The sequence below is a fragment of the uncultured Methanobrevibacter sp. genome, assembly GCF_946184425.1.
In the GTDB taxonomy this organism is placed as follows: domain Archaea; phylum Methanobacteriota; class Methanobacteria; order Methanobacteriales; family Methanobacteriaceae; genus Methanocatella.
This window is the reverse complement of sequence record NZ_CAMHFP010000055.1, coordinates 1-13,743: the sequence shown is the minus strand read 5'-3', so window position 1 is coordinate 13,743 and position 13,743 is coordinate 1. Positions and strand designations below refer to the sequence as shown.

Annotated in this window: 10 protein-coding genes; 4 read left to right on the top strand and 6 right to left on the bottom strand. The window is 33.5% G+C overall.

Annotated elements, in window-relative coordinates; all coding sequences use genetic code 11:
* Positions 1-28 precede the first annotated feature (28 nt).
* Entirely contained in the window at positions 29-1,921 is a 1,893-nt protein-coding gene (gene iorA, locus Q0P94_RS09655) for an indolepyruvate ferredoxin oxidoreductase subunit alpha (protein ID WP_295116063.1), read from the bottom strand.
* 389 nt (positions 1,922-2,310) lie between these two features.
* Here iorA and Q0P94_RS09650 point away from each other — a divergent pair, with 389 nt between their 5' ends.
* Entirely contained in the window at positions 2,311-2,469 is a 159-nt protein-coding gene (locus Q0P94_RS09650; protein WP_295116061.1) for a hypothetical protein, read from the top strand.
* A 196-nt stretch (positions 2,470-2,665) separates the two neighbouring features.
* On the opposite strand, the gene Q0P94_RS09645 is transcribed toward Q0P94_RS09650, so the two are convergent.
* Both Q0P94_RS09645 and Q0P94_RS09640 read right to left on the bottom strand, forming a co-directional pair.
* Positions 2,666-4,255, bottom strand: coding sequence for an AarF/ABC1/UbiB kinase family protein (locus tag Q0P94_RS09645; protein ID WP_295116059.1), 1,590 nt, complete (start codon positions 4,253-4,255; stop codon positions 2,666-2,668).
* 9 nt (positions 4,256-4,264) lie between these two features.
* The gene (locus Q0P94_RS09640) at positions 4,265-5,746 is read right to left on the bottom strand and encodes a hypothetical protein (RefSeq protein WP_295116057.1); all 1,482 of its coding nucleotides are present in this window, start codon (positions 5,744-5,746) and stop codon (positions 4,265-4,267) included.
* 138 nt (positions 5,747-5,884) lie between these two features.
* On the opposite strand from Q0P94_RS09640, the gene Q0P94_RS09635 reads away from it, so the two are divergent.
* The 3 genes from Q0P94_RS09635 to Q0P94_RS09625 all read left to right on the top strand — a co-directional run bounded on the left by Q0P94_RS09635 (position 5,885) and on the right by Q0P94_RS09625 (position 9,625).
* Positions 5,885-7,723 carry a YhgE/Pip domain-containing protein gene (locus Q0P94_RS09635; RefSeq protein WP_295116055.1) on the top strand — a complete coding sequence of 613 codons (1,839 nt, stop codon included), beginning with the start codon at positions 5,885-5,887 and terminating at the stop codon, positions 7,721-7,723.
* Between the two features lie 375 nt (positions 7,724-8,098).
* Positions 8,099-8,320 carry a hypothetical protein gene (locus Q0P94_RS09630; protein ID WP_295116053.1) on the top strand — a complete coding sequence of 74 codons (222 nt, stop codon included), beginning with the start codon at positions 8,099-8,101 and terminating at the stop codon, positions 8,318-8,320.
* 216 nt (positions 8,321-8,536) lie between these two features.
* Positions 8,537-9,625: a hypothetical protein gene (locus tag Q0P94_RS09625; RefSeq protein WP_295116051.1), complete on the top strand. Its 1,089-nt coding sequence runs from the start codon at positions 8,537-8,539 to the stop codon at positions 9,623-9,625.
* Between the two features lie 405 nt (positions 9,626-10,030).
* Here the strand turns inward: Q0P94_RS09625 and Q0P94_RS09620 are convergent, their stop codons facing one another.
* The 3 genes from Q0P94_RS09620 to Q0P94_RS09610 all read right to left on the bottom strand — a co-directional run bounded on the left by Q0P94_RS09620 (position 10,031) and on the right by Q0P94_RS09610 (position 13,654).
* Complete coding sequence (locus tag Q0P94_RS09620) at positions 10,031-10,396, bottom strand: hypothetical protein (RefSeq protein ID WP_295116049.1); 366 nt, start codon at positions 10,394-10,396, stop codon at positions 10,031-10,033.
* 1 nt (position 10,397) lies between these two features.
* Positions 10,398-11,588, bottom strand: a complete 1,191-nt coding sequence (locus Q0P94_RS09615; RefSeq protein WP_295116047.1) for a hypothetical protein — start codon at positions 11,586-11,588, stop codon at positions 10,398-10,400.
* Between the two features lie 1,100 nt (positions 11,589-12,688).
* Positions 12,689-13,654 carry a hypothetical protein gene (locus tag Q0P94_RS09610; RefSeq protein WP_295116045.1) on the bottom strand — a complete coding sequence of 322 codons (966 nt, stop codon included), beginning with the start codon at positions 13,652-13,654 and terminating at the stop codon, positions 12,689-12,691.
* Positions 13,655-13,743: the final 89 nt, after the last annotated feature.

Sequence of the window (13,743 nt, the reverse complement as noted above, 5' to 3'; positions counted from 1 at the left end):
ATAAATACTATAATGATTATCCATTTTCTCACCTACCTGCCTCTAAAGCACCATATTTACAAACTTGAATACAAACATTGCATCCGTCACATTGTGCTTGATCAATAACAATTTTACCGTTAATTTTTGAAATAGCCGGACATGCAAGTTCACTTACACATTTGTCACAGTTGTTACAATTACCTTCTACGAAATTGACCGGAGGTTTTTTAGTTAATCCTTTAATTAATGTACATGGAGCTTTTGAAACAATGACCGCAGTGTCATCCCTTTCAAATGCTTCCTTATAAGTCTTGACAACTTGTTCCAAATTAAACGGATTGATTACACGTACATAATCGCATCCGCAAGCCAAAGCCAATTTACGAATTGACACTTCTGGTGCTTCATCACCCATTCCATCAACTGGAATACCCGGATTTGGCTGACCGCCAGTCATTGCAGTAATTCTATTGTCCAAAACAGTCAGGACGAAATTATGCTTGTTGTGAACAGCGTTGATTAATGGAGATATTCCACTATGGAAGAATGTTGAATCTCCAATAAAACTTGCAACTTTCTGGTCTGTTGAAACTGAAAATCCGCAACCGTCACCAACACTTGAACCCATAGACAAGAGATAATCGGCAGCGTTATATGGAGGATTGATTCCTAAAGTGTAACATCCTATATCTGATGCAAATATCACATCTTCAGGTTTAATGCCAAGTTCTTCGATAGCTCTGTTTATTCCATAATACATTGCCCTGTGAGGACATCCGGCACATAAAACCGGTGCACGGGAAGGAATTTCTTCAGATAATTTTTCCAAACTTGATGAATATATTACATCATCATCTGGTTTGAAGTTTAATATTTTATTAAATCCATCTGCAACAACATCAGAATCAAATTCATGATAAAGAGGGAAAGTTCCATCCAATTTCCCATGAATTATAACATCTAATTTTTTAACGCCCACAGTAGCTAATGTATCCTTTTCAATTATCGGATCCACCTCTTCAACAATGAATACTTCATCCAAATCGCTTAAAAATTCAGCTACTTTTTCCTGTGGGAAAGGATATGAAAATCCTAATTTCAAAATATCCATATCCAAACCATTGAATTTGATTACATCATGAGCATAATTGTACGCACTGCTTGAAGAAATCACCCCATATTTTTTATCACCTGCAAAGTTAATTTCATTATTCAAATCACTTTTATTAGTAATTTCTTCAATTTTATGTATTTTATCCCATAATCTAACGTGCATATCTCCAGCAAATACAGGAACAGGTACAAACTGAGAAGGGTCTTTTTTAAAGTGACCTTTCTTCCAATGCTTTTCATTATTTGATGAATTGTCACTGACTTCTCCAAATTCAACTACACCCCTCATATGGGAAACACGGGTAGTTGTTCTAACTATTACTGGAATTTGAAACTGTTCTGATAAGTCGAATGCATACTTAACCATGTCCTTAACTTCTTGACAATTAGAAGGCTCTAAAATAGGGACATTAGCCAATCTTGCATAATTACGGGTATCCTGTTCATTTTGAGATGAAAAAAGTGAAGGGTCATCAGCAGACAATATTACCATTCCGCCACGAACTCCAGAATATGCAGTAGTCATGAATGAGTCGCTTGCCACATTCATACCCACATGTTTCATAAAAGTAAATGAACGTAATCCTGAAGCGGCAGCAGTAGCTGCAACTTCCATTGCCACTTTTTCATTTGTGGAAAACTCAAAATAAATATTTGCATCTTTAGCCAATACAGATAATACATTTCCAATTTCTGATGAAGGAGTTCCCGGATAAGTAGCTGCAATAGAAACACCTGCCTCTATTACTCCTCTAACAGCCGCTTCATTACCAAGTAAAAATTGTTTTTCACCGGCAGCTCCTGTAACTAGTTCTTTTAAATTCATTATTTTTCCTCAAATTTATCATTAATATACATTATCATATTACTATTTTAAGATATAAATAGTCTATCTCATAAAATATATCTTATTTTTTTAAGGACTTTGTAAATAAATCTGTTTTTTCCTAATTTTACCAACTGACTATCCACTTTTCCATTATAATATATGTCAATAATATACGTCATATATATGCCTTTCTACATAAAGTTAAAGTGTATGGTGGAACTGGTTATATATTAACTACAAATATTACAAGCGTGATTTATTACAATACTAAAAATTAAATTGTTTGAAACAATATAACATAGTTCTAACCTCCGGATGCGGACTGTACACAATATCCTGCACCGAACAATAAAAATAACAACATAAAAAAATAGGAGTTATGATTTATGATGAAAAAGATAGGATACATATTAATTTTATTATCATTACTTACGTTGAGCATGAGTCTTGTATCAGCAAATGAAAACAATACAATAAACACCCTAGATGATACAACACATCAAGACAACATAAACAAAATAACAACACTAAAAATAACACCCTAAAAAAAACACAAACCCTTATAAATAGATTCAATCAACTTAATTAATTGATTATAAATCGTTTTTTTAATATTTATTAGATTAAATTAAATAAAATAAATTAAAATAAATTTAAAATAAAAAAAGAAAAAAATTTGAGAGTTTTAGGACACTCCCCAAGATAACTTCTAATAATCATCTTTTTTCGGAAATCAAACATCTATTTTAACACGAATTTTTTAATTCCGACAATACTCAAAATTAAAGCTATCAGATAACCAATTAAAGAAATTACCGGCATGTCAAATACTCTCGGTCCGAATGAAACAACTGAAGAACCAATTATAAGTGCAGATATCAATGCAATTATTGAAACCTTATCGGTAATGTCAACTTCAAACTTTAACTGCAGTTCTTCATTTTCAATTTTATGAATAGTCCTTGTAAGCAGTTTTGGTAACGCCCGAATCATATGCCCATACAAGATTGTATTGCTTTTTTTACCTTTCAAAAACTGTTTAGGATTAATTCTCTGTCTTGCAATTTGCGTTGCAATAGGTTTGACTGATTTAAAAATATCAATTTCAGGATCAAGATTATGTGCAATGGCTTCAATCATTGATAATCCTCTTGCCATAGTAACAACTTCATTTGGAAGAATAACACCATATTCCTGCATAAGACTGAGCAGCGCCTCCAAAACTCCATCGAAACGATTAAGTTGAACACCGAAATATCTTCCGAATAAGTCATTTAAGTCTCTTCTTAATGTGTTTGTGTCTATGTCATAATCCAGTATGTCCATATACATCAATTGGTTTATCAGTCCATCAACATCCTGGTCTACAAATAACAGCATTACTTCAGAGAGGTCACGCTTAAATTTTTCATCAAAAAAGCCCATCATTCCCAAATCAAGATAACATACAACATTATCTTCCAGAATCATCACATTTCCAGGATGAGGGTCTCCATGGAAAAATCCGTCAATGAACAGTTGCTGAAGATATGAATCAAGAACATTTTTTGCTAAAAGCTTTTTATCAAATTCATCACTATCGCTTTCATATACATCATTTAACTTTGTTCCATCTATAAATTCCATTGTTAAGACTTTTGATGAACAATATCTTGAATATGTAGCTGGAATATGGATGTAAGGATTATCCTCAAAATTTAATTCTATACGTTGCATGTTCATGAATTCATTATTGTAATCAATTTCCTTGTGAATTGAACGGTCAAATTCATCCATAATCCCAGGCAAATTTAATTTTCTAAGATTTGAATTTAATTTATCTGCACGATTAGAAATATATTTTAATATCCTTAAATCAAGGTCAATTTTATCAGTGATTCCTTCCTTCTGTATTTTTACTGCAACTCTTTCACCAGTGACCAATTTAGCTTCATGAACTTGACCGATTGATGCAGTTGCTAAATGATCCTGTGAAAAATCCTCAAATAATTCATCGATATTGCCATTTAACTCCCTTTCAACAATTGTTTTAACTTGATTATATGAAATGGCAGGATTATCATCCTGCAAGTTGGCCAGTTCATCAGCTATTCTTTCACCAACAATATCCGGTCGAGTACTTAAGAGTTGACCCAACTTAATAAAAGTAGTTCCCAAATCCTGAAGCATCAATCTTAAATTTACAGGAATGTCATCATCCAAAAAAAGATTACGAGCATTTTCATCTTTACGTATTTTACTTTTTGCAGTTTGACCTAAAATTTCATCAAATCCATATTTTTTAATAGCAGACCTAATTTCGCGCAAACGCTGCTTAGTTTCCTTATCCATATATATCCCTTATTTTTTTACCTTAACTGTTTTTTTAATATATAACTTGCCAAATTTTGCCAAATAGTTAACATTTTGACCTATTTTCAATTTTGAAAGAATATTTTTGTTAATATACACTTTTGCAATACTATGCCTATTTGTTTTTGCTTTGTAGATTTTGCCATGGAAATTGAATACAATTGTTTTACCTACAATCAATGATTTGCCTTTAGTTAATTTTGCAGCCAAAACCACATATTTAGCTGATTTTTTAACATTTGCAGTATTTAAAGTTAATTTAAAGTAGTTGAATATGCAACCTGAAGCAATTCCTCCATAAATGTCTCTACCTGCAGAGGATGCTTTGTTATCAGTGAAAGTACACTTTAAGGCTTTTGCACAATGTATTTTATCAGAGTTAGAAGTCCTGAATCCATATATTGCACCACCTTTACTTGCACTATTTTTTGCAAATGTTGATCCTTGAATTAAGTTGTTATAATATTTGATTTCAGAAATCCATTTTCCATTTTTATCATAATGGCCTGATGATTCGTGACATTTGAAGTAGATTGCACCACCATACATAGGAGCCTTGTTATATGCAAATTTGGAATTTGTTACGTATAAATCCTTATTGGCAAATATTGCCCCACCTTTTTCACCTGCTTTATTGTAAGCAAATAAAGATAATCGAACATCAATATTTGAGAAAGCATAAATTGCTCCTCCTCCACGACCTTTGGCTACATTATTCTTGAAAACACAATTGCTTACTCGGTCTTTTAGAAATTTAAAACTCGCATTCAAAGTTATTGGATTAATAAACTCCAATTTTTCATCAATTATTCTAAGTGGGAAATGGTTAATATAAAATGATACGGATTTTGCAAAAGACAGAGAAAATATAGCTCCCCCATCTCCACCTGCAGTATTCTTATAAAAATTAGAATTTTTACAGTCCATATATCCTAGTGAATTAATTGCTCCACCACAGTAATATGCATAATTATTTGTAAAAGTACACTTGTTAACAGTCAAATCTGCAAAATTAAGTATTGCACCACCATAATACTTAGTGTGGCCATTTACAAATTTAATATTATTTAATGTGACTTTATTATTTTCTTTCAAACCGAATAATATCATGAAAATTCTAGCTTTTGATTTTCCATCCAATATATGGCCATTCCCGTTAATAGTCAAATTTTTATCTATAACAATACCGCTTTCAAGAAATCCCTCATCATAGGAATAATCTCTATCTAAAGAAATTGTTGAACCTTCTGACGCTAAAATTATTTTCTTTTGAAGAGATGTGAAAGTTCCATCATCTGATATAGTGATACCGTGTGAAGATTCATTGACTTCAAGAATCTGAATATCCTCACCTGAAGACAAGGCGTCATTTACATCACTACTTGCAATTGTATCATTTACATCAGTTGCACCAACACAAGCAATGCTAAACAAAAAGACTGCAAAAAGTAGTAAAAACTTTACTTTCATATTAAACCTCTTTAATTTAATTAATTATTGATATCTGTTTTATAATATAAAATTATTATGAATTCTTGAAAATTCTCATAAGATTTATAATTAATTAAAAATAAACATTTATTTAATTCAAACTTAATGAGGTATTAAATGGCGGGGCGAAGTATTGGAAACATTATAGAAATTATTAAAAAAGACTTCAAATCAGCATTTTCAAATCCCATTGTCACTATTGTTTTAATAGGAATAATTATTTTACCATCCCTTTATGCAATTTTAAATATCCAAGCATGCTGGGACCCTTATGGAAATACAGGTGATGTTCAATTTGCTATTACAAACCTTGATAATGGTTCAACCTTTGAAGGTAATAATATAAATATTGGAAATGAACTGGTTAAAGATTTAAAAAAGAATGATAAATTCAATTGGACTTTTGTAACTGAAAAAGAACTGCGGGACGGAGTTTATAAAGGTGATTATTATGCCGGAATCATAATACCCAAAAATCTGAGTAAGAATATTCTTTCTATTACAACAGATAACCCCCAACAGGCAAAACTGGAATATGTTGTAAATGTTAAATCAAATCCGGTTGCCACAAAATTGACTGATTCCGGTGCTAATGCAGTTTATAATTCCCTGAATGCAAAAATAATTGAAATTATTAACCTTGCAGCTTACGGTAAACTAGGCGAACTACAGGAAGGTCTTGCTTCAGGAGCAGGCCAATTATCCGATGGTGGTGTCCAGCTTCAAGCAGGTGCTAATCAGGTATCTTCAGGAGCATCCCAGGTATCCTCCGGAGTAAACCAAGTTCAAAGCGGCGCTAGCCAAGTTCAAAGTGGTGCAAATCAAGTTCAATCAGGTGTGCCTGCAGTTAATAATGGTGCAAACCAGGTTAAACAGGGTTCGTCTGCTGTAAAACAGGGAGCTAGTCAAGTTGAACAGGGGTCTGAAGAAATTCAATCTGTTGTCGACCCATCACTTATACCTGAAGGCCCTGTAAAAGAATATGTTAGTGGTAATGTCAAACTGGCAAATGGTAGTGGAGAAGTTGCTAAAGGAGCCAGTCAATTGGCTGATGGTTCAGTTGCACTTGCTGAAGGATCATCAAAATTAGCCACAGGTTCAGGTCAGGTTGCAGATGGAGCTAGCCAATTAGCTGGGGGTTCAGTTGAACTGGCTGAAGGTTCATTAGCGCTTGCAGCAGGTGCAGAATTGCTTGGAAATTCAGCTGCACAGGCATTATTTACAGCAGCAGGATCCCTTGGAGCAACTGCTAATATGCTTGGAGAACTCACAGGCATTAACGAAACAATTCTTGGAGATTATTTCTATTCACCAGTTTCCCTTGATAGAAATGAAATATTCCCAGTACCAGATTATGGATCTAATGTATCCCCATTTTACATCGTACTGTCAATGTGGGTCGGTGCTTTAATTACATGTGCAATGTTAAAACCTGGTGTTGCAAAAGGAACCAAATTTTCCCCTCTTGAAATGTATTTCGGAAAGTTAACAATATTCCTAATATTGAGTATTTTACAAGCATCTGTAACCCTTATTGGAGCACATATCTTGGGAATTTATATTGCCAATGTGCCATTGTTTATTTTCTCGGCACTTCTGGTATCAGCAGTATTTATGATTCTGATTTATTCATTGGTTTCTGCATTGGGAGAAGTTGGAAAAGCAGCGGCTGTTGTACTTTTAGTTATTCAGATATCAGGTACTGGAGGAGTCTATCCAGTGCAAATTATGGATAAATTTTTCCAGATAATGAATCCATACCTGCCAATGACATATGCAATTACATTAATACGTGAATCACAACTAGGTTTGGTGTGGTCAAATTACTTGCCGGCATTATCAATTCTTTTAGGAATAGGTATTGCAACTGTTGTGATTTTATTAATTGTTAAAGACAGAGCAGATTCAGCTGCCCATTACTTCGAAAAACGTTTAGAAGATAGCGGACTATTTTAGAAGTTGTTTACTCAACTTCTTCATTATTTTTTTAAGGACTTTGTAAATAAATCTGTTTTTTCCTAATTTTACCAACTGACTATCCACTTTTCCATTATAATATATGTCAATAATATACGTCATATATATGCATTTCTACATAAAGTTAAAGTGTATGGTGGAACTGGTTATATATTAACTACAAATCCTACTGGTGTGATTTATTACAATACTAAAAATTAAATTGTTTGAAACAACATAACATAGTTCTAACCTCCGGATGCGGACTGTACACACTATCCTGCACCCGAACAATAAAAATAAATAGGAGATATAATATTAATGATTAAAAAAATAGGATATATATTAATTTTATTATCATTACTTACGTTGAGCATGAGTCTTGTATCAGCAAATGAAAACAATACAATAAACACCCTAGACGATACAACACATCAAGACAACATAAACAATCAAGTAATGGAAAACAATAATAATAAATTAGCGCCTAATGAACAAACAACACCACATGAAAATGCGGAAAAATACCCCAAAACAATACATGTACAAGGCAATACCTTTAAAGATATACAAAACGCAATCAATTCCGCATCATAAAACGACACAATAATATTAAATGGAACTTACACAGGAAACGGAACACAAATCATCGTCAATAAATCCCTAACCATTACAAGCAACAACCAAAACAGCATAATAGATGCAAAAGAACTATCCAGATGCTTATACATACAAGCAAACAACTTAACACTAAAAAACATAGATATAACAAGAGGTTTCAAAAACAATGTCATTAACTTCAATCTTGATTATTTGAGTAATTTCTATTATGAAAATGCTGAAGGCGGTGCTGGTATTCACTGGGCAGGAAATAATGGAGTTTTGATTAATTGTAAAGTTTATGATAACTGTGTTGCATTCGTTGGTTGTGATGGTTATGCAGTTTATTGGAAAGGTTCCAATGGATCCATAATTAATTCATCTTTTTATTCTAATTCTTATTATGAGGGATTATCAGGTGTGGTAACCATATATCCTATTGTAAGCGGTTCAATTCATGGTTATTATGAAGGTGATATCTGGAGTGTGTGTTATTTCAGAAATGTCTCACTAAATGCTAAAGCAAATTTAACATTTAATAAAATAGTTACATATGACAATTGCATGGCTTTCAGAGTTGTTGATGAACACAATCTACCATATATAAATGAAACCATAAAAATCCACATATATAACAAAAATTATGACAATACATTTGAAGTCAAAACCAATTCAAATGGGTCCGCTAAACTAGAGATACCCTTAACTTTAACAACAGGTAAATATAATATTGAATTTAATGTTAAAATATTCCATACAATGACTTCAGTAGGATTACCTCCATCTCTAGATTGGACAACACATTTAGATGTTTTGATAGATAATTCTTCTTTAAGTGTGGTTAAAAGTAATGTTTATTTAAAATCCAACAATTTGATAACTTATTATAATTCCGGCAAATATATAACAGCAAAATTAGTGGACAGCAAGAATAAACCAATAAAGAACGCCAAAATAAGATACAACATATACTACAAAAACAAACTAATCAAAACATACTATAAAAACACCAACAACAAAGGAATCTGCAATTTACCAATCAATCTAAACACAGGAAACTATAAAGTAATTATATCCCAAATAAACCCCAACTACAACACAAAAACAATAACAAAAATAATAAAAATAACAAAAGCACCAACAATAATCAAAACACAAAACATCATTAAAAAAAACAAATTAATGAAAATACAAATACAAAACAAAAATAAAAAACCAATAAACAACATACAATTAACAATAAAAATATTCACCGGAAAAACATACAAAACAATCACACAAAAACCAACAACAAAGGAATAACAACAATAAAAACCAAAAACCTAAAAACAGGAAACCACAAAAAACCCAAACTACACCATAAACAAAATAACAACACTAAAAATAACACCCTAAAGAAATCACCCCCCCCTCATATTTAATAAAAAAAATATATCTAATTTTTATTAAATTTTTTGAGTCTGTAAAATTTTACAGACTTCTTTTATTTTTCTATGTATTTCTGTCAAAATTTTAATTTGGCGACCTAAAAATGTTAATTCCAGTTTTAATTTGCATATTTCCTTTATTTTTTCCAGATTTTATACAAACAGGGAAAACAGCATTGACATGTGAAAAAAATATTCACCTAAAAATAGTTTTTGATTTGAATTTTCAATTTACAGAGTTCTATTGATTATTTCTAAAATAAAAATTCAACATTTATTTTTACATCCAGGGTGCTGGCCTTTTGAGTTTCAATCTGAAGACATCACCTAATACGGCCACAGCCACTAAAGTTAATCCTGAAGTCTTGACCTGCACTTTACCTAACAGATATCCGAAAGCAAGTTCGCCTGCTTTGGCTTTTCTGACTATTGTATGTTCCATTGTGGATGATTCATCCAATGTTACCATTTCGCCTACTGCACATTGGTCAGAACAAATCCAAGCTGTATGCTCTTCATTAACATAGCTTCTCTCTCCCTCATCTAAAAGACAAGCTATTACATCCATTTTCTCTGAATGTTCCAATCCTGTTGGATATCCACGGCCATGTCCAATTGTTGAGTTTACATCATAATCAATTATCATTTTAAAACACCCAATCCCAATTCTTGTTAATTATTTTATCTGGAATGTGAAGTCCAGTATCTTCCATGTCATCATCATTAGCGTCCCACATTAACGTTGAGCCCCTGTAGGCCTTAGTGTATTCATGGCTTCCTTTATATAATCGAATGCCGGTTTTGGTTCTTTCCGTTACTGTTACCTGTGGAATTCCATTAGCTCCAATTATTGGTGATGGAAATATCAATAGCCATTTTAGATCAACATAATTGAAATCTTCAAATTCAGTTGTTGCATAAAATGTTGGAGAGATCTCCACTTCAGCGAAATTATTGTCATAAATTTTAGTTGGATTGTTTCTGCTGAAACCTTCTAAATAATCACTACTGGCTGAAAAACCATTTCCCACTCTTCCATGAATATGGTACTGTTTGTAACTTCCTTCATCATCACTGCTACTGTTGTAAGCGTCCCATGATGAAACCTGAACTAATGTTTTAGCCCCGTTAAACATTAAATAGTTTTTGTTACTGCCTGCCCAGTTAAGAGAAGTAACTTTTGTGTCAACCCCATAGGTTGTGAGACTTCCGTCAACCTGCATCATGACACTTCCCATTGTTGAGCCATGATATGTTGCATTGTCATTAACATCAACATTACCCCCAATTCTTTTAAATCTTGCAACAATAACACGATTGTTTGATAAACTACTTCCAGATGCAACTGTTGTAAATAATGATGTTGGAGAGCTCCCATCAAGGCTTGGAACAAATCTAGCTCTGAGAAATCTTCCACCATCTGTTGAGTCATTATTGATACTTAATCCTGAGTAGTTCATGAAAAATTGTGAGTATGTATCAGAGTTTGCATCAAACATTAACACCTCATTACCAGTTGTTAAAGTGCTGCTGAAGGTTGTTGAAGTATCATGAACATCCAGCAATAGCTTTGTAGTTTGTGAAATCTGACTGACAGGAACTCTAACTAGAATGGCTGCAGATTGAGATCCATAAGATGGAATGTATAATACTTGACATTCTGCATTGTTTTTGGTTTTGATCTTTAGATTCTTCAAATCGCTTCTGAATAAATTTGAGTAAGAACTACTGGTTAAAGAATCCAATAAGATATAATCATAACTGGATGAATAGCTACCGCTTCTTTGGTTGTAGTTACTCATGACAATATTTATCTGTAATTTCTTCTGCAATGTCATGATTAATATTTTATTATCTTTTTTATATAAATAATATAATAAAAAAAGTAATATCAACATTAACATTAACGATACCAAATTTGGAACTTGAATTCTTTTACCCTGCGATATATATGCACGGGTTGAGCCAAGTTTGTTTTTCGATATTTTGGATGTTAATGTCAGCACCACATCACCAAATGAAGGTTTTGAAAATTAGTTTTGATTACATTAACAGTACTGTTAAGGATTTGCCCAGACCAGAGCAACCTTACCATACCCATGTTATAAGCGAGCCAATTCGCCCAGGCCGACCCCCACGCCGGAGCGTAAGCGGAGGCGTGTGTGGGGAGGCCTGGGTGAATAGAATTGGCGAGCAATACTATAGGGAGGAACCGACCCTCTCCGGTCGGTTCCGTAAGTCATCAATGAATAAAAAGAGTTTACCATGAGCAGCATTACCATTATTTGCAGTCCGACCTTTAGGTCGGACTGGATGCCTTGAGCGAAGCGAAAGGCCAATACTATAGACCTAGCAATAATAACTTTGTCAGAGCCGAGGAATAGGGGCTTGCCTCTATTCCGAGTTTATGGATTTAAAGATTTTAATTTGATAAAATTTGAGGAACCGACCCTCGCCGGTCGGTTCCGAATGTTAGAACATTAACATAGTTAGTTTATTATAATTTGCATTAACGATTATGTTCCGTCCGAGCGTAAGCGAGGACTGGACGCCTTGAGCGTAAGCGAAAGGCCAATACTATAGACCTAGCAATAATAACTTTGTCAGATTTAAGGAACAGGGGCTTGCCCCTGTTCCAGGGTTAAGCTTTGTAAACATTAGTTTGTCGACTCCGAGGAATGGGGGCTTGTCCCCCATTCCGAGTCGGTAATATGGCAAATGAAGTAAATTCGGCATTGGCATTCGTGGGTAATTAAAGGGGGGCTTGTCCCCCCTTAATTAGGCATTAAGGGTTTCAATGCACGATTTGCCCCACTAGGTGAAATATGAACATTAATGGAGAGTGAAAACACATCAAAACACCCTCCACAACTAAACAACGAGCAATTCAATGAATAAATACTAGCTCCGGTGGAAAAGTAAGAAAACACCATCATAGCTAGATTCTAGTCCTATTGAATCCCATATCCTTTAAGATTTTATTATATTCCTCACGAGTCGTAAAGGAAGGCGCATCCTCATCTCCAGTGCTGCCGGTTTCGCCGATCTCACCAGCATCTCCAGAGTTTGATGGATTTCTTCCTCCAGGTGTTGAACCATCATTACTAGCTTCAATTTTAATTCTTCTTTCAGCCAGCTTTTCCATTAATTCCATATCAACGTCACCAGACAATAGCTTATCTATTATCTCCTTATCCTGCTGATTCTCATTATAATTAAAGTTGTACTTAGCTTCGTACTCTTTTATTTTCCTTTCATTTTCAGCTTTTCGCAGTTCAGATAACTCCTTTAAGATATCATCTTTACTATCTATAAATTCCTTATTCTCTTCAATAGCTTTTTTAATCTCTTCATATTTTTCAGATTCTTCTTTTAAAGTTTTAATCTCTTCCTGAAGCTTTCCGATTTCAGCATCCTTACCTTGCAATTTCTCCAAAAGTAAACTAGTAGCTACATTAGTGTCTTTACTTGGAGGTTGAGGTTGAGGCTGCGGTTGAGGAGCAGGTTCAGGATTTCCAGCATCGCCTGCATCTCCAGCTATATCCGAATTCAACAAGGTAATTTTTCTAGGGCTTTTAGTTACACCAACATCTATCAAACTCATAGTATCAATTCCAAATGAATCTCCATTATCTTTCAATAAGACATCAACTTTAGGAGAAAGGCCTTTACCTTCCATATCCAGTTCATCAGGGATTTCAATGAATAGCTTTCCTTCTTCATAGCTTATGTCATTTCCAATGCCAATGTAGATTTTATCGTGTTCTTCAGTCAGCGGAATTCCTCCACGATAGTTTTCAGCTATTAGCTTTAGATCCTCTTCAGTCCATTCAACAGGTTTGGTCAACCTTTCATCCAGGTCGGAGTAATCATATGATCCAACTTCAAAAAGTTCATGCCTCATCATTATCGACTCTTTCAAAAACTTTGTTGATTTAAAATTTTTTGATGAAAATTAGTTGTGAATTTTTAATTTTATCTAAAAATAGTTAA